Below are 17,980 nucleotides of genomic sequence, written 5' to 3'. Positions count from 1 at the left end.
GCCGCCAGAGTTCCTGTGGGAGTCGTCGGTTCGACGCCTCGACTTGCAGGTCGATGATGTGTCATCTGCACTTTGCGGTGCCAGCAACTCTTCCACCATCCGCTGACGTTACCCTCCCCGCGTCTCCGCTTCCACGGCGAGGATCTGCAGGTGGACTTCGGGGACGCGGTGAAGATGATCGGCCAGCCAGCCAAGCAGCCGGGGCTGCAGCGCCAGACGCAATTCCGCCAGGGAATCCACCTCGATCTCATCCAGGCAGTCGTCGAGCCAGTCGGCGAAATCGGTCTCGTCCATGGGGCTCGCCTGGCTTGAGTCAAGCATCAGTCGGCCGATCCGCGTCCAGCCCAAGTCGGTGGCAGCCACCGAGAGGGCGAGATACAGGCTGCCATGGCGAGAGCGATGCCCTCCGTCGCCGCCGCCGAGACCCGGCAGGGCGGCGACCGCATCCTGGCTGACGATATGCGGTTGTTGGGGGTGGCGCGCCGTGAGGGAGAGCCCGTCGGCATCCAGGCGAATCAGGTCGCCGTTGGTCGGCATCACCGGGGCCTGAATGCCGAGCGAGGCCGCCAGTGATTGGTGGGCCTGTTGGTGGCGGGCCTCGCCGTGCACTGGCAGCAGGTGGCGCGGCTTCACCCAGCCGTAGAAGGTGGCGAGTTCCTCTTGAGCCGGGTGGCCCGAGGCGTGCAGTTCGGGATGATTGTCCTCATCGAAGAGGCTGACGCCGAAGCGACGGAGCCCGGCCTTCAGTCGCTCGATCAGCCGCTCGTTGCCGGGAATCGCCTTGGCCGAGAAGATCACCGTGTCGCCGGTCATCAGCTCGAAGTGGGGATGGCGACCCCGGGAGAGGCGCGACAGCGCTGCCCGGGGCTCGCCCTGACTGCCCGTGGCGATCACCAGTACCTCCTCGGGGGGCAGGTAGCCGAGATCGGCGACCGGAACCAGCGGCGGCAGGTCATCCATGTAGCCCAGCTGACGTGCCACGCCCACCATGCGCTCCATGGAGCGCCCCATCAGGCTGACACGACGCCCGCAGCGCCGGGCCGCGCGGCCGATGGCCAGCACGCGGGCCAGGTTGCTGGCGAAGCAGCTGACCACCACGCGGCCCTCGCATTGGGCGATGGTGCGGGTCAGGGCCTCGGCGACCTCGCCTTCGCTGCGCGAATGGCCGGGCAGCGGGGCGTTGGTGGAGTCGCCCACCACCAGGTCCACCGGGGCGATGGCGCGGAAGGTGGTGGCCGAGATCGGCGGGCCGATCAGCGGCTCGGGGTCGAGCTTCCAGTCACCGGTGTGCAGCACCCGGTGCTCGCCCGCAGCGATCAGCAGCGCGCAGCTCTCGGGAATCGAGTGGGTCAGCGGCAGGAAGCGCAGGGTGAAGGGGCCGGTCTCCAGCGCCTCGCCGGGCTCGATGACCCGGATGGCATCGGTGGCGAGCCCGCGTTCGACGAACTTGGCCCGCAGCAGTCCCGCCGCCAGCGGCGTGGCGTGGATCGGACAGCCCCATTTCGGCCATAGCCAGGCGGCGGCGCCGATATGGTCCTCGTGACCGTGGGTGATGATCAGCGCCCGCGGCCGGATCGACAATCTGTCGAGGGTGGAGAGGTCGGGGACCTGGAGAGGATTGTCCGGCAGGTCCTGGCGGATCATCATGCCGCAGTCCACGGCGATCCAGTCGTCCTGGCCGTCCCTCTCGCCGAAGCCATAGAGGCTGAGGTTCATGCCGATCTCGCCACAGCCCCCCAGCGGCAGGAAATGCAGAGGCGGGCGGCGGCGAGGACGGATCTGAACGCGGGGCTGTGGCATCGAGGAAGCGTGGGCCTGAAAACGTGTACGAACACTATACGGGATGGCCGCCGCGCCTCACAACGCGACCATCCGGCGCAGGCGTGTCCTAGCGGCCGGCGAGGGCTACCGGAAAATGCCTACTTGGGGACGTCCAGGGCGACTTGGGTGGCCAGCACCTGGCGCAGGAAGTCCCGCGTGCGGGGATCCTGGGGTGAGCGGAAGAGCTGGTCGGGCGGGCCCTGCTCGACGATGCGCCCGCCCTCCATGAAGATCACCCGGTCTGCCACGTCCCGGGCGAAGCTCATCTCGTGGGTCACCACCAGCATGGTCTGGCGCTCGGCGGCGAGCTTCTTCATCAGGCCGAGCACCTCCTCGACCCACTCCGGGTCCAGCGACGAGGTCGGCTCGTCGAAGAGGATCACCTCGGCCTGGGCCGCCATGGCGCGGCCGATGCCGACCCGCTGCTGCTGGCCGCCGGAGAGCGAGGCGGGGTAGGCGTCGGCCTTGTCGGCGAGGCCAATGCGCTCGAGGATCTCCCGGGCCCGCGCATGGGCGCGCTCCTTGGGCCAGCGGTTGACGACGATCAGCCCCTCGGCGATGTTCTGAAGCGCCGTCTTGTTGGCGAACAGCGCATAGTTCTGGAAGACGAAGGCGGTGCGCCGCCTCGCCGTCAGGATATCGGCGCGGGTCGCGCGCGTGACGTCCACCTCCAGATCGCCGATGGTCAGCCGGCCGGCATCCGGGCGCTCGAGGAAGTTCAGGCAGCGCAGCAGGGTCGACTTGCCGGTCCCCGAGGGACCGATGATGACGACGATCTCGCCCTGCTCGATGGCGAGATCGATGCCGTCGAGCACCGCCTGGCCGCCGAAACGCTTGATGAGTCCCTCTACCTTGATCATCGGCGATATGCCTCGTTGAGCCGGGTTTCCAGGCGCCGCTGGACCCAGGCCAGCAGCTCGACGATCACCCAGTAGAAGATCGCCACGGTGATGAAGGCCTCGAAGTAGAGGAAGCTGCCGGCCGCCTCCTTCTGGGTCGCGCCCATCAGCTCGGTGACCCCGAGAGTGAAGGCCAGCGAGGTCGCCTTGATCATGTCGATGAAGTAGTTCATCAGCGTGGGCACCGCGACCCGGGTGGCCTGGGGCAGCACGATGCGGCGCATCAGCTGGCCGTTGGTCATGCCGATGGAGAGTGCCGCCTCCGTCTGGCTGCGATCGACCCCGACGATGGCGGCGCGGATGGACTCCGCCATGTAGGCCGAGAAGTGCAGGGTCAGGCCCATGATGGTCGCGGTCACGCCGTTGATCTGGGTCAGGAACGCCAGCAGCTGGGGCAGGCCGTAGTAGAACAGGAACAGCTGCACCAGCAGCGGCGTGCCGCGAAAGAAGGAGATGAACAGCAGGGTGGCGGCGTTCAGGCCCGGGATGCGCAGCACGCGAATCACCGCCAGGCCGCAGGCCAGGATCAGGGCCAGCGCCATGCCCACGGCGGCCATCTGCAGCGTCAGCGGCAGGTAGCGCAGCAGGACGGGCACCAGCCCCAGCATGTAGTCGAGATCGAGCACGGACATGGCGGCGGCTCAGCCCCTCACGGGGTGGTGATGTCGGTGCCGAACCACTGCTCCGAGATCGCGCGCAGCTCGCCGGACTCGCGCAGAGTGGCGAGCGCGGCATCGACCCGATCGCGCAGTTCGCGATCCGTTTCCGTGTCGCGGAACGGCAGGGCGTTGCGAATCTCTGAGAAGGGCTGGCCGGCGAGTGCCAGGGGCAGCGGCTTCTCCTTGATGACCTGGCTGGCGCTGACGCGATCCATGACGAAGGCATCGACGCGCCCCAGGGCGGTGTCCTGCTCGATGTTGCTCTCGTAGGTGCGGATCTCGATCTCGTCGGCGTAGGGCAGCTCGTTGAGCAGCTGCTCGTAGTTGGAGCCCAGGTTGACGGCGACCGTCTTGCCCTTCAGGTCCTCGACGCCTTCGATCGTCTCGTTGCCGGCCTTCACCACCACCTGGGCGCCGTCATAGACGTAGGGCTCGGTGAAGGCGTACTTGGCCTCCCGCTCCTCGGTGATGGTGATCTGGTTGGCGATGGTGTCGATGCGACCCGACTCGAGCATGCCGAACAGGCCCGAGAAGTTCGCCGTGACGAACTCGACCTCCACGCCCATCTCCTCGGCCACGGCCGTGAGCACGTCCACCTCGAAGCCCTGGAGCTTGTCCTGCTCGACGAAGGTGAAGGGGAAGTAGCCGCCGGACATGCCGACCTTGATGGCGTGATCGTCGGCCTGAGCCAGGCCGGCGGCGCCGATCAGGCCGGCAGTCAGGACTGCCAGGGTGGGGCGGGCAACGCGCTTAAACATGTGAGGGCTCCTGAACATTCGCTGAAGGAGAAGGTCCGTCACGGGGTCGTGACGTTGATGGGCGCTCACACTAAAGAATAAGAAAGCGTTTTTCCAATAGCCTGTGGTTATGAATACTCGACGCGGCTTACCATTGGCGCTGCCAGCGGCTCTCGATGGTGTCGAGCTCCGCCGGCCCGTAGAGGGCCCGCGGCTGGCCGCTGTAATGGGCCCACAGCTGGTCGCCGGCATCGAAGTGCCACCACTCGCTCGGCAGGTTGGTGAAGCCCTGCTCGCGCATGATCCCCACCAGGCGGCGGCGGTTGTCCCGCGCCCGGCGCTGGCGGGCATCGGGGCGATCGAGTGTCTCCAGCGCGGCGGTGTGCGAGGCCGGCACGGCCTCATCGAACAGGGTGCCCATGTCCAGCACCAGGCCGTCGGCATCGCACAGCGTCACATCCACAGCGCCGCCGGTGAGGTGCGGGCTCGGCGCGCTCGCCTCGCGACTGGGCACGGAGACGAACTCCCGGGTGCGCGCCAGCAGGGCCTCTTCGTCAAGCATGGGATGATGGGAGCGGATCGCCTCCTGCAGGGTGTCGAACAGGTACTGCTGCACCCGCCAGGGACGCCAGCCGTCGAGCACCACCAGCCCGAGGCCTGCGGGCAGCGAGCGGGCCACGGCGAGCAGTCGGCGGTAGACCCCCTCGCGGACGTAGCATTCGTTGATCGCGCCGGGCACGTCCTGCCTGGCATAGATCGGGAAGGTCTTGATGCGCGATGGCGCCAGGCTCAGGGGCACCAGCGGTTCGTCGCTGCCGACGATGGGGATACGACTGACCACGGACCAGTCGGGCTCGGCCTGAAGGGCGATGGGGGATGAGAACGAACGGTTCAAGAGAGCCTCCATGGCGTGATCGACCCTTTCCAGACAGGGTAGGGGGAGAAGAGTAGCGGGGCACGCGTGGTGCCGTCGCTGTCTCTTTAGCAGCGGCGCTTGTCGAGGCCTCTCATCGTCCTCAGATATCGTCCCATCGAAACGCCCGGGCGTGCCCGAACCCCCTGTTTTGGCTACACTGTTGCATCCAGTCACAGCCGCAACGCGGGATCATTCGATGTCACACTATTACCGCCTGGTGGTTTCCTGTCCTGACCGTCTGGGCATCGTCGCCAGGGTCTCCAACTTCATCGCCGGGCATGGCGGTTCGATCACCGAGGCGAGCCAGCACTCCGACCTGGAGGGCGGTCGCTTCTTCATGCGCTACGAGATCCTGGCCGACTCGGTGGGCATGCCGCCGGAGGCGCTGCGCGAGGCGTTCGCGCCGATCGCCGAGGAGTTCGACATGACCTGGGCGCTCACCGATACCCGCCAGCGGCGACGTGTGGTGCTGATGGTGTCGCGGGAGACCCACTGCCTGGTGGACCTGCTCTACCGCTGGACGGCGGGCGAGCTCGACTGCGACATCGCCGGCGTGATCTCCAATCACGAGGATATGCGCGGCCTCGTCGAGTGGCACGGCATTCCCTACCACCATGTGCCGGTCAAGGCCGACGACAAGCCGTCAGCCTTCGCCGAGGTCGAGCGGCTGGTCGAGGAGGCGCGGGCCGACTGCGTGGTGCTGGCCCGCTACATGCAGATCATGCCGCCGGCGCTCTGCGAAAGCTTCCAGGGTCGCATGATCAACATCCACCACAGCTTCCTGCCGTCGTTCGCCGGCGCACGGCCTTACCATCAGGCGCATCAGCGCGGCGTGAAGCTGATCGGCGCCACCTGCCACTACGTTACCGAGGAGCTCGATGCCGGTCCGATCATCGAGCAGGACATCCACCGGGTCAGCCACTGCCATACGCCCGCTGACCTGGTGCGCTTCGGCCGCGACGTGGAGAAGGCGGTGCTGGCCCGCGGCCTGCGCTGGCATCTGGAGGATCGTGTGCTCATTCACGGCAACAAGACCGTGGTCTTCGCGTGACGGCAAGGCTGAATATCGCGAGGTGAACGGCGTGAACCAAAGGGAGTCGAGATGACGATTGCCGAACCGGTGCTCGCCCCCTGGCTATTGTGGTTATGTGGGGCCATCGCCCTGGCCGTGGTCGGCCTGGCGCTCGGTCGGCGGCCCTGGGTGGCGCTGATCGAGGATAGCGCCCTGCAGCACCGCTGGCTGGCCGCGACCGTCATGGTGATGCTGCTCTGGCAGCTTCGCGCCCAGGCCGTGGATTGGCTGACCCTGCACCTGATGTTCACCGCGCTGCTGACCCTGATCTTCAAGGCGCCGCTGGCGCTTCTGTCGATCACCGCCATCAACGTCGCCATGGTGCTGCTGGGGCGCATCGACTGGCCGCTGCTCGGCGTCAACGTGCTGATCACCGGGGTGGTGCCGGCGCTGGTGATGGGCATCGTCTGGCGGCTGGTCGACCGTCGCCTGCCCGATAACCTGATGGTCTTCCTGTTCGTCTGCGCCTTCTTCGGCTCCGCGCTCGCGACCTTGGCCGCCGGCCTTACTGCCGTGGGTCTGATGGCCGTGGGAGCCTCCGATGCCGAGGCACTGCGCCAGGCGCTGGAGTACGCCCGTTTCCTGCCGCTGCTGATGCCCTCCGAGGCCTTCATCACCGGCATGCTGATGAGCATCCTGCTGGTCTACCACCCCGGCTGGGTCGCCACCTTCAACGACCACCGCTATATCGATACGAAATAGTCGCGGCCATTAGCTCATGCAGAGCTAGCCACTTCGACGCGCCTTGATTGGCGCCATGTCAAGGGCTGCATCTTGTCATTCTGACCGCCCAACCGCTGTACGGATAATCTCGTCGGTTGTCTCACGTGACGTGATGGGCTTCCGATCGAGGGAAATGCCCGGGAAGAAGTCGTTGCCTCCATCGCGGCTAGCGCTGGCAATCTGTTTCAGCTCGAGGATATAGGGGTAACATTCCTGGAGGCTACGTCCATGCACACACCCCAGCATGTGATAACTTTCATGAACTGCTACGTCTGATGGACTCTGAAACAACTGATTGAAGGTGACCGCTTTTCCCACCACGTAGCCTCGAGTGTGGGTGTTGGTCTCGACGGCACCGAGGATTTCAGGTGCAAACCAGGAGACGAGGAAGTCACCGACGTTGCGTCCCACCACGGCCATCAGCCGGTCACAAGGGGGTTCAAGAGGCCGAAGCGCGACATCTTCAATGATGCCGTTCATCAAGAACGCTGGTCGCTCCCACTGTCTCACCCAGGGGATTTCCACTTCCAGATCGAAGATGGAGAGTTCATCGCTCATCTCCTTGAACAGGTCTCTGGCGCTCTTTTCGGTTATTCCCTCGTCGACGAGCAAGCACACTCTTAGTGTTTCTTCCGGTCCGAAGTCCAGGGCCTGCAGGGCATCCGTATCATGCTTTCCTACCGTCACGCAGGCTGAGGTGAACATTGCCAGCAGGAGGGGGAGGAGTCTTGCCATCTTGATGCGCTTCATGCCGACACCTCACCAGCTGGAGGGGTAGGGTGATGGCCGGCGGGGTCGTATCGATCCACCAAGCGTCCGCACTTGCCATGCCACTCCTTCAATAAAGCCGGTAACTCAATGTTAAACAAGCGCGGTCTATCGAGGTCTAGAGCGGCAGCGAGAGCTGCTGTCTCGCATCTTCCGGCAGCAGGCGCACGCCGACGCCGAGCAGGCGCACCGGGCGGCTGGCGCGGGCCCAGGCCTGTTCCAGCAATCGGGCGTAACTATCGGGCGCTGGTGATAGCCCGCGGCTCTCCAGGGTGGTCAGGCTGAAGTCGTCGAAGCGCACCTTGACGAAGAGCCCGGCCAGGGGAGGGTGGCCGTGACGCTCCAGGCGGCCCTTGAGCCGCTCGCAGAGCGGCACGAGGGCGTCTCGGGCGCTGGCCAGGTCCGGTAGGTCGCGGTCGAAGGTGGTCTCCACGCTCACCGACTTGCGTTCGCGCTCGACCCGCACAGGTCGCTCGTCGATGCCTCGGGCGAGCTCGAAGAGCCGGCGGCCGAACTTGCCGAACTCGTCGAGCAGCCGCTCGATGGGCAGCTCGCGGAGCTGCGCACAGGTGGTGATTCCCATGGCATCGAGCCTGGCGCCGGTGGCCGGCCCCACGCCGTGAAGCTTCTTGACGGGGAGCTCACGGACGAAGGCGTCGACTCGCTCCGGCGGGATCACCGTTAGCCCGTCGGGCTTCTCCCAGTCGCTGGCGATCTTGGCCAGGAACTTGGAGGAGGCCGCGCCGACCGAGACGGTGATGCCGGTGCGCCGGCAGCACTCCTCCTTGATCCAGCGGGCCATCCAGGTGGCGCTGCCGCGAAAACCCTCAACTGCGGTGACGTCGAGGAAGGCCTCGTCCAGCGACAGCGGCTCGACCAGCGGAGTGAGCTCGCGGAAGACCGCCTGGATCTGCGCCGAGACCTCGCGATACTTCTCGAAGTGGCCGGGCAGCAGGGTGAGGTGGGGGCAGAGGCGCAGCGCACGGGCGGTGGGCATCGCCGAGTGGATGCCGTATTCCCGGGCGGGGTAGTTGCAGGTGGCGATCACCCCGCGCCGCTCCCGCGAGCCGCCGATGGCCAGCGGAATGTCTCGCAGGCTCGGGTCGTCGCGCATCTCCACCGCCGCGAAGAAGCAGTCACAGTCGACGTGGAGGATCTTGCGCAGTTCGCTCATGGGATCAAGACGGCATGTTCTGAAGCGAGGCGAGCGAAGGCCAGACAAGGCAAAAATCAGCGAAAAAGCGGAGTCTACAAATCAGTAAATGAGCATTTTAAGCTGATTTTTAACGCAGTATGGCGAGCGCAGCCCGCTTCAGGGTCAGCCGAGCGCCTGGCCGTTACCGCCACGGATGACGCCGACGCCCACGCCTTCGATCTCGAGCGGGTCGTGACGCAGGTCCACCTCGATGGGGGCGAAGTCGGGGTTCTCGGCTGCCAGGGTGACCACGTGCCCCTGGCGGTGGAAGCGCTTGACGGTCACCTCGTCCTCGAGACGTGCCACCACGATCTGACCGTCGCGGATGCGCTCGGTGCGATGCACCGCCAGCAGGTCGCCCTCGAGGATGCCGACGTCCTTCATGGAGAGGCCGCGCACCCGCAGCAGGTAGTCGGCACGGGGGGTGAAGTACTCCGGGGGGAGCGGGCAGTAGCGATCGATGTGCTCGGCGGCCAGTATCGGGCTGCCGGCGGCGACCTCACCGATGATCGGCAGGCCCTGGGCGGGCTCTTCGGGGGGCTGCTCGCCGAGCGCCTCGGGCTCCTGAGCCGGCAGGCGAATGCCCCGGGAGGTGCCGCGAATCACCCGGATCGCGCCCTTGCGTTCCAGGGCGCGCAGATGCTCCTCGGCGGCGTTGGCCGACTTGAAGCCTAGTGCCCGAGAGATCTCCGCACGAGTCGGCGGGTAACCCAGCTCGTTCATGGTCTTGACGATGAAATCGAGCACGTTCTGTTGCCGAGCGGTAAGGGAGCGGCTCATGGGGCCTCCGGGGTCTGTAACCGTGGGGACGATGCCATCGTCACGTGTCTGGTCAAGTATACAGCATGTCTTTCCATCCAGTAAAAGCATGTCAGGCGGACTTTCTTCCAATGACGATACACCCCGCCTACCACGAAGAGGCACCACGTTAGCAGTGGCGTTTCAAACGCCTCGACCTTGGCGGCATTGAGCCATCTCATTGGCTGTCATACACTCGCGTTACATTCAAACAATCGTTTCCAATCACGTGGAGCCGCCCATGGCCCAGCAGCCCGACACCGTCACGCGTATCCTCGACACCGCCGAGGTGCTGTTCGCCGAGCGTGGCTTCGCCGAGACCTCGCTGCGCAACATCACCAGCAAGGCCAAGGTCAATCTCGCCGCGGTGAACTATCACTTCGGTTCCAAGAAGTCGCTGATCCAGGCGGTGTTCGCCCGCTATCTTGACCCCTTTACCGAGCGCTTCCACACCGCCCTCGACGAGCTCGAGGCGCGCCACGCGGGCGGCGTCATTCCGCTGGAGGAACTGCTCGAGACCATGGCGCGCTGCGTGCTGGAGGTGCCGGCGGAGCGCAACAGCCTGAAGGTGTTCATGCGCCTGCTGGGACTCGCCTACAGCCAGGCGCAGGGGCATCTGCGGCGCTATATCCAGGAGGAGTACGGCAGCGCCTTTACGCGCTTCACCGAGCTGGTACGCCTGGCGACGCCGGAGCTGCCCGACGCCGAGCGCTTCTGGCGGCTGCACTTCATGCTCGGCACGGTGATCTTCACGCTCTCGGGGCTCGATGCCCTGCGCGACATCGCCGAGCAGGACTACGGCGAGCACGTCGGCGTGCGCGACCTGGTGCGTCGCCTGCGCCCGGTGGTGGTGGCGGCGATGAACGCGCCGCTGCCCGAGTCTTTCCCGCCTCAGCGAGAGGCCGGCTGATGCGGACCCCGCTGCTCACCGAACTGCCGCCGGAAGCCGGCGTGTGGCTGGAGATCGATACCGCGGCCCAGCGCCTGGTCGTATGGCGAGGGCGCGAGCGGCAGTGGGCGTGCGAGGTGTCCACCGGAGCCAACGGCACCGGGGAGGAGGAGGGCAGCGGCGCGACACCGCTGGGCTGGCACACCATTCGCTCGGCCATCGGCGCGGGCCAGCCGCCGGGCACCGTCTACCGCGGGCGTCGGCCCACCGGCGAGATCTACACCGAGGCGCTGGCGGCCGCGCATCCGGGGCGCGATTGGATCCTCACCCGCATCCTCTGGCTCGGCGGGCTGGAGCCCGGGCGCAACCGCGGCGGAAACGTCGACTCCCAGCGGCGCTACATCTACCTGCACGGCACGCCGCCGAGTGAGCCGATGGGCGTGGCCCGCTCCCACGGCTGTGTTCGTGTACGCGACGATGATCTGCTGGCGCTCTTCGAGATTGCCGTGCCGGGCACGCCGGTCTGGCTTCACGATTGAGAGTCAGGCTGCAAGCAATCAAGCAGCCAAGCAAAACCTCCAGCAGGCTACCCTGCTGGAGGTTTTGCTTTGTTTCCATCGTGGTGTGCGAATACCACTCCACTCGGCGCTTAGATCACGCTGCCCAGCTCGAAGATCGGCAGGTACATCGAGATCACCAGACCGCCGACCAGCACGCCGAGGATGACGATGATGAAGGGTTCGAGCAGCGAGGTCAGGGTGTCGACCTTGTTGTCGACCTCTTCCTCGTAGTAGTCCGCCACCCGGTTAAGCATGGCGTCAAGCGACCCCGCCTCCTCGCCGATGCCCACCATCTGCACCGCCAGCGGCGGGAACTGCTCGGTGAGGCGCATGGCGAAGTGCAGCTGCTGGCCGGTGGCTACGTCCTCGCGGATCTGGGCGATGGCGCGCTCGTAGACCATGTTGCCCGCCGCGCCTTCGGCGGTTTCCAGCGCCTCCACCAGCGGCACGCCGGCGCCGAAGGTGGTGGCCAGGGTGCGCGAGTAGCGAGCTACCGCGGACTTGTCGAGGATGTCGCCGATCACCGGGATGCGCAGCGATAGCTTGTGCATGCGGAAGCGAAACGCCTCGGACCGCTTCATGCCGCCGCGCAGCAGGAAGATGAAGGCCGCGAATCCGAACACGCCCCACCACCAGTACTGCTGGGCGAACTCCGACATCGCGATGGTCATGCGCGTCATGGCGGGCAGTTCGGCGCCGAAGCCGCTGAAGAGGCTCTCGAACTGCGGCACCACCTTGATCAGCAGCAGCGCGGTGACGGCGATGGCGACCACGATGACCGCGGCCGGATACCATAGCGCCTTCTTGACGCGCCCCTTGAGCGACTCGACCTTCTCCTTGTAGGTCGCCACCCGTTCCAGCATGTGATCCAGCGAGCCCGACTGCTCACCCGCCTCCACCATGTTGGCGAACAGCCGATCGAAGTGTTCGGGATGGCGCCTGAGCGCCTCGGAGAAACTTGCCCCGGCCGATACCTCGTTCATCAGCTCCTGGACGAGCGCGCTCATCGCCGGCTTCTTGAGGCTCTCCGCCACCACCTGGAAGGCCTGCAGCACCGGCACGCCGGCGCGTATCATGGTGGCCATCTGACGGGCGAAGAGCATGATGTCTCGCGGCTTGATCTTGCCCATGCCGCCGCCGAAGCCGCTCTTGCGACGGACCTGCTTGACGATGATGTTCTGCCCTGCGAGGACTCGTTCCACCTCGGCCCGCTTGGGGGCGATGATCTCGCCGGCCACCTTGCGGCCGCTGGGTCCCTTGCCCGTCCACCGCCAGCGATAAAGCTTGACCTTCTGACCCTTGCGCATGGGTTGTGTCGCCATGTTCATCGTGTCGTCCCTGCGTCGCGTTATCGTTATGTCAGTCTTTCGTCACCCGGTTTACCTCGGCGAGGCTAGTCAGCCCCTGCATCACCTTGAGGATGCCGCTGCGGCGCAGGTCAGGATAGCCCTCCTGGCGCGCCTGGGCATCGAAGTCCCGCGAGTTGCCCTGGGTCATGATCAGGTGACTCATGGCGTCACTGATCGGCACCACCTCGTAGATGCCGACCCGGCCCTTGAAGCCCTGGGTGCAGTGCTGGCAGCCCACCGGCTCGTAGATGGTGGCGCTGGCCACCTCGTCTTCGGTGAAGCCCTGGCTGAGCAGCGCCTCGCGGGGAATCTCCGCCGGTTGCTTGCAGCGCTGGCAGAGTCGGCGCGCCAGGCGCTGGGCGATGATCAGGCTCACGGAGCTCGCGATATTGAACGGCGCCACGCCCATGTTGGCGAGGCGGGTCAGCGTCTCCGCCGCCGAGTTGGTGTGCACGGTGGAGAGCACCAGGTGGCCGGTCTGGGAGGCCTTGACGGCGATTTCGGCGGTTTCCAGGTCGCGGATCTCGCCCACCATCACCACGTCCGGGTCCTGGCGCAGGAAGGCGCGCAGGGCGCTGGCGAAGGTCAGGCCGATCTTGGGTAGCACGTTGACCTGATTGACGCCCGGCACCTTGATCTCCACGGGGTCCTCGGCGGTGCAGATGTTGCGCTCCACCTGGTTGAGGATGTTGATGCCGGTGTAGAGCGAGACCGTCTTGCCGCTGCCGGTGGGGCCGGTGACGAGTATCATGCCCTGGGGCGCGTCGAGCACGCTCTCGTACATGGCGCGCTGCTCGGGGGTGAAGCCGAGCTGCTCGATGCCCAGCTGGGCCGAGCCGGGGTCGAGGATGCGCAGCACCACCTTCTCGCCGTAGACCGTGGGCAGGGAGTTGACGCGAAAGTCGATGGAACGGGTGGTGGAGAGCTTGAGTTTGATGGCGCCGTCCTGGGGCAGACGCCGCTCCGAGATATCCAGCCGCGACATCACCTTGAGGCGCGCCGAGATGCGAGAGCGCATGGCGAAGGGCGGATGGGCCACGTCGTGAAGGATGCCGTCGATGCGAAAGCGCACCCGGTAGCTGGTCTCGTAGGGCTCGAAGTGGATGTCCGAGGCGCCGCGGTTGATGGCATCCAGCAGGATCTTGTTGACGAACTTGACGATGGGTGCGTCGTCGCCGGCGGCGGCCACCGCGGCCTGCTCGTCCGAGGCGTCGACCACGCCTTCGTCATAGGCGAGCTCGCCCACGGCGTCGTCGACGTTGGCGAGATCATCGAGCATGCTCCGTTCACTGCTCGCCAGGTAGCTTTCCAGCACCGGGCGAAGCTGATCCACCGGTGCCAGCACGCCCTCCAGCGTGAGGCCGGTGGCGAACTGCAGCTCGTCGAGCAGGGCGAGGGTGGAAGGGTAGGGCACCGCGACCGTGAGGCGATGACCGTGGCGCACCAGTGGCAGCACCCCCAATCGGCGCAGGATCTTGTCCGGGTAGTCCTTGGCCGGTGGCAGGCTCTCCAGGCGCAGGGCGTCGAGGTCGATGATCGGCAGCCCATACTCCCAGGCGGCAGTCAGCGTGGCCTTGCGCGCCGGCACCATGCCCGCCTCGATCAGGTGCTCGAGCAGCGACAGCTCTGCCTCGCGGGCCTCTGCCTCAGCGCGCACCGCCGCCGCCTCGCCCAGCAGGCCATCGGCGACCAGCCGGCGCGCGAGACCGCGGAGCCCGCTGCGCTGGGTGGCTCCATGCAGCGGCGAAGGGGCGGCTTCCGGCGGGCTTGATGGGCGTTCGGGGGATGGGGGGCGGTAGTCGTTCATGGCGCCTCATGGTGTCACTGGAAAGGGCATCAGGAGTTCGTTGGTTGAGATGATTCTAGCCCCTGTGGCCACCCCCCGCCCAGCGCCACATCATGCCTCCTCCGCTTTTCGCTCATCTTTTGGCTCATGCGTAGGACTGAATTTTCTGATGTTCACTCACCGCTGGGATACACTGCCGCTTGCAGGGTTGCGGTGCGTAAATTAATGTAACTCTTAGCAGGCAGCATGACGCCTGATGATACCGGTGGCTAGTAGCAAGGCTAAGACGCCTTGGCTAGACACCTCACGTGAAACCCGCACGGGCCGGATCGCTTCCAGGCGCAGGCCACGGCGGAAAGGAGCAAGGGGAAGGGTCATGAAACGACAGGGCATGCAGAAGTATGTGAAGACCGGGCAGGGCGGCTTTACCCTGATCGAATTGATGATCGTGGTGGCGATCATCGGGATCCTGGCGGCGATTGCAATTCCGAGGTATCAGGATTATGTGACCAGATCTCATGTTTCAGAAGGGCTTAACCTTGCATCGTCAGCAAAAATTGCTGTAGCTGAATTTTACGATTCAAATGGTGGGACATTTCCTGCTGGAGCAGACGATGCCGCTAGGAATGCTGCAGCAGGATTAGCAGCACCTACTGAGATTACCGGTAATGCTGTCACTTCTGTAGGCATTTCGTCTGATGCCGGTGTGATCACAATTTTGTATGAAACTCCGGGTCCTAATGGCCAAAATATCACAATGGTTCCAACAGATGAAAATGGCTCCTTGTCATGGGATTGCACGGGAGGCGATGTGCCAGACACTGCACGCCCCTCGAACTGCAGGTAGCTATCGAGGCTAATCGGGGACAGACCCCCATTTCCAACCTAGCCTGAACCAACCAGGGTTAATCGGGGACAGACCCCCATTTCCCTCCTAGCCTGAATCAACCAGCGGCCGGCAGAGATGCCGGCCGCTGGCGTTGTTATTTTCCCCTCCTTTACTCCACATCTTCTGGCGGTCGCCGGGGCTTTCGCCCCGGGGTACCGCGCACGGTGCGTCGGCCAAGCAGCTCGGCAACCTGCTGCTGAAAGCGGGGCGTGCCCAGTACCAGGCCGCTATTCGTGACTTGGCGGACCTCATCGATTAGATTCTCTGCCAGTTGCCGACGAAAATGCTCAGGGTAGTGATCTTACCCAGCCATCGAGGACGCCCATGACACTGGATCGCGACACCATCGAACGGCTGATCGCCGGTGTGGAAGCCGCAGGGCAAGAGGTGATCGCGATCTACCGCCGGGGCTTCGCCGTCGAGCACAAGGCCGACCAGAGCCCGCTGACTGAGGCGGACATGACCGCCCATCACACCTTGTTAGCGCTGCTGGAGCGCGAGGCGCCGGGTATTCCCGTGCTCTCCGAAGAATCCGGCGAGATCCCCTGGGCGATCCGCCGGGCATGGTCGCGTTACTGGCTGGTCGATCCGCTGGACGGTACGCGTGAGTTCATCGCCGGCAACGGCGAGTTCACCCTCAATGTGGCGCTGATCGAAGAAGGCGTGCCGGTGTTCGGGATGGTGCATGCCCCGGCGCTGCCCGAGGGGGCGGTGACTTGGTGGGGTCAGGCCGGGCAGGGCGCGTTCCGGCGCGAGGCGTCGGGCCCAGAGGAGAGGCCCATCCGAGTGCGTGAGCTGCCCGATCCCGTGCGTGAGCCCTGGCGGTTGGTGGGGAGCCGCCGTGAGGGCAAGGGCGCCTTTGCGGCCTTCTGCCAGGGGCTGCCGGCCCACGCCACTCAGTCGATCGGCAGCTCGTTGAAGTTCTGCCTGATCGCCGAGGGCAAGGCCGATCTCTATCCGCGGCTGGCGCCTACCCATGAGTGGGACACCGCCGCGGCCCAGGCCATTGTTACCGCCGCCGGCGGCCAGGTGCTGGAGGCGAAGACGCTCGCGCCTTTGCGCTGCAACCAGCACGATAGCCTGCTCAATCCCGACTTCATCGCCTGCGGTCACCGCGATCCGCGCTGGGAGCGGGCGCTGATCGTGGCGCTCAGTAGCGATTCCGAGCGCCGCGAATGAGCAGGGGAAGCAGGGGAGGGTGAGATGGCTCTCGCTTACATCGTCTGGCCTACACTGGGGCATGAGAGAGTCGGCAAGGAGGCCACTTCGAATGCAGTCATCATTAACCTACTCGCCACGGGTTGTTCATCACGGCGCTGCAGAGGGCGTGACCGGCAGCTGCCACCGTTTGCAGATCAGCGACGATCGCGCCCTGCTGGTCGACTGCGGTCTCTTCCAGGGCCAGGACGCCGACCATCTCGATAGCCTCGAGCAGCACCGGGTACGCTTCCCGGTCGACGATGTCCTGGCGCTGGTGGTCACTCATGTTCACATCGACCATATCGGCCGGCTGCCCTATCTGCTGGCCGCGGGGTACGAGGGGCCGCTCCTCTGCTCGGTGCCCTCCGCGCGGCTGCTGCCGCTGGTGATCGAGGATGCCCTGAAGATCGGCTTCACTCGAGACCGGGCGTTGATCGAGGGCTTCCTGGCCGAGGTGGAGAAGCGCCTGCTGCCGCTGGACTACCGGCAGTGGCACACCGTCATCGACGACGACCGCCACCGGGTGCGCGTCAAGCTCCAGCGCGCCGGGCATATCCTCGGCTCGGCCTATGTGGAGGTCGATACGCGTGACCATTCGACCGGCGAGAGCCACCGCACCGTGTTCTCCGGCGACCTGGGCGCGCCCTATGCGCCGCTGCTGCCGGCGCCGAGCTCGCCGTATCGCGCCGACACTCTGGTGATCGAGAGCACCTACGGCGATCGTCGCCACGAGGGGCGGCAGGCTCGTCGGGAGCGGCTGAAGGCTGCTATCGACCGGGCCCTCGAGAACGCCGGCAGCGTGGTGATTCCCGCCTTCAGCATCGGCCGCACCCAGGAGCTGCTCTACGAGCTCGAGGGGCTGATCCACGGTGCTCGCGATGCGCGCTGGAAAGAACTCGAGATCATCGTCGACTCGCCCCTGGCTGCGCGCTTCACCGAGGTCTATCGCCAACTCAGGCCCTGGTGGGACGCCGAGGCGCACCGGCGACTGCGCGGCGGCCGTCATCCATTGAGCTTCGAGAATCTCTATACCGTGCAGAGCCATGCCGAGCACGAGCAGACGGTGGACTACCTGGTGCGCAGCCATCGCCCGGCGGTGGTGATTGCCGCCAGCGGCATGGTCACCGGCGGGCGGGTGGTCAACTACCTGAAGCGCATGCTGGATGATCCGCGCCACGCCGTGGTGTTCATCGGCTATCAGGGCGCCGGTACCCCAGGGCGCGACATTCAGCGCTACGGGCCGCGCGGCGGCTGGGTGACCCTCGACGGCAAACGCATCGATATTCGCGCCCATATCGAGACCGTGGGAGGCTACTCCGCCCACGCCGATCAGCAGAACCTGCTCGATTTCATCCGCCGCATGCGCCACCCGCCGCGCCATGTGCGTCTCGTGCACGGCGAACGCGACGCTCAGCTCGCCTTCAAGGCGAGTATTGAGCAGTGGGCGAGGGAGAGTGGTCGGCAGGTCGAGGTGAGCCTGGGGGCTGATCATCAAGTGGACTGAGGGGAGGTCGGGACCGAGGCGGCTAAGCCGGGTGTGCCGCTCGCAGTGGGCGCAGGTGACCATGGCCATGTCGTGGTCGAGGGCTTCGATCGTGAATTCCTGCCAGTGGTTGGTCCGGGCGATCTCGATGGTGCCGCAGGCGCAGGACAGGATGCGCCGGCCCTGGGGGTCGACGTCGAGCGTGATGGGTCGCATGGGTAATCCCTTCCTGGAAT

17 protein-coding genes are annotated in these 17,980 nt (G+C 65.7%); 7 read left to right on the top strand and 10 right to left on the bottom strand.

The features are described from left to right. Positions 1 to 108: 108 nt before the first annotated feature. The 5 genes from ABE957_RS06300 to ABE957_RS06280 all read right to left on the bottom strand — a co-directional run bounded on the left by ABE957_RS06300 (position 109) and on the right by ABE957_RS06280 (position 5,011). Entirely contained in the window at positions 109 to 1,716 is a 1,608-nt protein-coding gene (locus ABE957_RS06300; RefSeq protein WP_349757825.1) for a ribonuclease J, read from the bottom strand. Between the two features lie 203 nt (positions 1,717 to 1,919). Further along, entirely contained in the window at positions 1,920 to 2,681 is a 762-nt protein-coding gene (locus ABE957_RS06295) for an amino acid ABC transporter ATP-binding protein (protein ID WP_349757824.1), read from the bottom strand. Further along, positions 2,678 to 3,352 carry an amino acid ABC transporter permease gene (locus ABE957_RS06290; RefSeq protein ID WP_349757823.1) on the bottom strand — a complete coding sequence of 225 codons (675 nt, stop codon included), beginning with the start codon at positions 3,350 to 3,352 and terminating at the stop codon, positions 2,678 to 2,680. Before ABE957_RS06290 ends, ABE957_RS06295 begins: the two co-directional genes overlap by 4 nt. Positions 3,353 to 3,369: 17 nt before the next feature. Beyond that, positions 3,370 to 4,137, bottom strand: coding sequence for an amino acid ABC transporter substrate-binding protein (locus ABE957_RS06285; protein ID WP_349757822.1), 768 nt, complete (start codon positions 4,135 to 4,137; stop codon positions 3,370 to 3,372). A gap of 127 nt (positions 4,138 to 4,264) precedes the next feature. Then, positions 4,265 to 5,011: a M15 family metallopeptidase gene (locus tag ABE957_RS06280; protein WP_349757821.1), complete on the bottom strand. Its 747-nt coding sequence runs from the start codon at positions 5,009 to 5,011 to the stop codon at positions 4,265 to 4,267. 217 nt (positions 5,012 to 5,228) lie between these two features. On the opposite strand from ABE957_RS06280, the gene purU reads away from it, so the two are divergent. Further along, positions 5,229 to 6,083, top strand: a complete 855-nt coding sequence (purU, locus tag ABE957_RS06275) for a formyltetrahydrofolate deformylase (RefSeq protein ID WP_349757820.1) — start codon at positions 5,229 to 5,231, stop codon at positions 6,081 to 6,083. A 51-nt stretch (positions 6,084 to 6,134) separates the two neighbouring features. Continuing rightward, positions 6,135 to 6,806, top strand: a complete 672-nt coding sequence (locus tag ABE957_RS06270; protein WP_349757819.1) for an energy-coupling factor ABC transporter permease — start codon at positions 6,135 to 6,137, stop codon at positions 6,804 to 6,806. Between the two features lie 75 nt (positions 6,807 to 6,881). Here the strand turns inward: ABE957_RS06270 and ABE957_RS06265 are convergent, their stop codons facing one another. The 3 genes from ABE957_RS06265 to lexA all read right to left on the bottom strand — a co-directional run bounded on the left by ABE957_RS06265 (position 6,882) and on the right by lexA (position 9,570). Further along, entirely contained in the window at positions 6,882 to 7,577 is a 696-nt protein-coding gene (locus ABE957_RS06265; protein WP_349757818.1) for a hypothetical protein, read from the bottom strand. A 136-nt stretch (positions 7,578 to 7,713) separates the two neighbouring features. Beyond that, the gene (gene dinB / locus ABE957_RS06260; RefSeq protein WP_349757869.1) at positions 7,714 to 8,760 is read right to left on the bottom strand and encodes a DNA polymerase IV; all 1,047 of its coding nucleotides are present in this window, start codon (positions 8,758 to 8,760) and stop codon (positions 7,714 to 7,716) included. A 153-nt stretch (positions 8,761 to 8,913) separates the two neighbouring features. Beyond that, positions 8,914 to 9,570: a transcriptional repressor LexA gene (gene lexA, locus ABE957_RS06255; RefSeq protein ID WP_349757817.1), complete on the bottom strand. Its 657-nt coding sequence runs from the start codon at positions 9,568 to 9,570 to the stop codon at positions 8,914 to 8,916. A gap of 259 nt (positions 9,571 to 9,829) precedes the next feature. Between lexA and ABE957_RS06250 the strand changes: the two genes are divergently transcribed. Beyond that, complete coding sequence (locus tag ABE957_RS06250) at positions 9,830 to 10,498, top strand: TetR/AcrR family transcriptional regulator (RefSeq protein ID WP_349757816.1); 669 nt, start codon at positions 9,830 to 9,832, stop codon at positions 10,496 to 10,498. Continuing rightward, complete coding sequence (locus ABE957_RS06245) at positions 10,498 to 11,016, top strand: L,D-transpeptidase family protein (RefSeq protein WP_349757815.1); 519 nt, start codon at positions 10,498 to 10,500, stop codon at positions 11,014 to 11,016. The genes ABE957_RS06250 and ABE957_RS06245 overlap by 1 nt, the downstream gene beginning before the upstream one ends. Before the next feature lie 110 nt (positions 11,017 to 11,126). On the opposite strand, the gene ABE957_RS06240 is transcribed toward ABE957_RS06245, so the two are convergent. Further along, positions 11,127 to 12,359 (bottom strand): type II secretion system F family protein, encoded by a 1,233-nt coding sequence (locus tag ABE957_RS06240; protein WP_349757814.1) that lies wholly within the window; start codon positions 12,357 to 12,359, stop codon positions 11,127 to 11,129. Positions 12,360 to 12,396: 37 nt separating this feature from the next. Next, on the bottom strand, positions 12,397 to 14,193 hold the full coding sequence (gene pilB / locus ABE957_RS06235; protein ID WP_349757813.1) for a type IV-A pilus assembly ATPase PilB: 1,797 nt from the start codon (positions 14,191 to 14,193) through the stop codon (positions 12,397 to 12,399). Positions 14,194 to 14,548: 355 nt separating this feature from the next. Between pilB and ABE957_RS06230 the strand changes: the two genes are divergently transcribed. The 3 genes from ABE957_RS06230 (at position 14,549) to ABE957_RS06220 (ending at position 17,765) form a co-directional block, all read left to right on the top strand. Next, positions 14,549 to 15,019 carry a pilin gene (locus ABE957_RS06230; RefSeq protein ID WP_349757812.1) on the top strand — a complete coding sequence of 157 codons (471 nt, stop codon included), beginning with the start codon at positions 14,549 to 14,551 and terminating at the stop codon, positions 15,017 to 15,019. 366 nt (positions 15,020 to 15,385) lie between these two features. Beyond that, positions 15,386 to 16,240: a 3'(2'),5'-bisphosphate nucleotidase CysQ gene (gene cysQ, locus ABE957_RS06225; RefSeq protein ID WP_349757811.1), complete on the top strand. Its 855-nt coding sequence runs from the start codon at positions 15,386 to 15,388 to the stop codon at positions 16,238 to 16,240. A gap of 91 nt (positions 16,241 to 16,331) precedes the next feature. Then, positions 16,332 to 17,765, top strand: a complete 1,434-nt coding sequence (locus tag ABE957_RS06220; protein WP_349757810.1) for an MBL fold metallo-hydrolase RNA specificity domain-containing protein — start codon at positions 16,332 to 16,334, stop codon at positions 17,763 to 17,765. Positions 17,766 to 17,980: the final 215 nt, after the last annotated feature.

The sequence above is a fragment of the Halomonas pelophila genome (assembly GCF_040196315.1).
GTDB lineage: Bacteria > Pseudomonadota > Gammaproteobacteria > Pseudomonadales > Halomonadaceae > Halomonas > Halomonas pelophila.
This window is presented reverse-complemented; position numbering and strand designations above follow the sequence as displayed.

Bases quoted from the DNA above. Each gene is read 5' to 3' on its own strand.
- ABE957_RS06300 (WP_349757825.1), bottom strand. From the start codon at position 1,716: ATGAACCTCAGCCTCTATGGCTTCGGCGAGAGGGACGGCCAGGACGAC.
- ABE957_RS06295 (WP_349757824.1), bottom strand. From the start codon at position 2,681: ATGATCAAGGTAGAGGGACTCATCAAGCGTTTCGGCGGCCAGGCGGTG.
- ABE957_RS06290 (WP_349757823.1), bottom strand. From the start codon at position 3,352: ATGTCCGTGCTCGATCTCGACTACATGCTGGGGCTGGTGCCCGTCCTG.
- ABE957_RS06285 (WP_349757822.1), bottom strand. From the start codon at position 4,137: ATGTTTAAGCGCGTTGCCCGCCCCACCCTGGCAGTCCTGACTGCCGGC.
- purU (WP_349757820.1), top strand. From the start codon at position 5,229: ATGTCACACTATTACCGCCTGGTGGTTTCCTGTCCTGACCGTCTGGGC.
- ABE957_RS06270 (WP_349757819.1), top strand. From the start codon at position 6,135: ATGACGATTGCCGAACCGGTGCTCGCCCCCTGGCTATTGTGGTTATGT.
- ABE957_RS06265 (WP_349757818.1), bottom strand. From the start codon at position 7,577: ATGAAGCGCATCAAGATGGCAAGACTCCTCCCCCTCCTGCTGGCAATG.
- lexA (WP_349757817.1), bottom strand. From the start codon at position 9,570: ATGAGCCGCTCCCTTACCGCTCGGCAACAGAACGTGCTCGATTTCATC.
- ABE957_RS06250 (WP_349757816.1), top strand. From the start codon at position 9,830: ATGGCCCAGCAGCCCGACACCGTCACGCGTATCCTCGACACCGCCGAG.
- ABE957_RS06245 (WP_349757815.1), top strand. From the start codon at position 10,498: ATGCGGACCCCGCTGCTCACCGAACTGCCGCCGGAAGCCGGCGTGTGG.
- ABE957_RS06240 (WP_349757814.1), bottom strand. From the start codon at position 12,359: ATGGCGACACAACCCATGCGCAAGGGTCAGAAGGTCAAGCTTTATCGC.
- pilB (WP_349757813.1), bottom strand. From the start codon at position 14,193: ATGAACGACTACCGCCCCCCATCCCCCGAACGCCCATCAAGCCCGCCG.
- ABE957_RS06230 (WP_349757812.1), top strand. From the start codon at position 14,549: ATGAAACGACAGGGCATGCAGAAGTATGTGAAGACCGGGCAGGGCGGC.
- cysQ (WP_349757811.1), top strand. From the start codon at position 15,386: ATGACACTGGATCGCGACACCATCGAACGGCTGATCGCCGGTGTGGAA.
- ABE957_RS06220 (WP_349757810.1), top strand. From the start codon at position 16,332: ATGCAGTCATCATTAACCTACTCGCCACGGGTTGTTCATCACGGCGCT.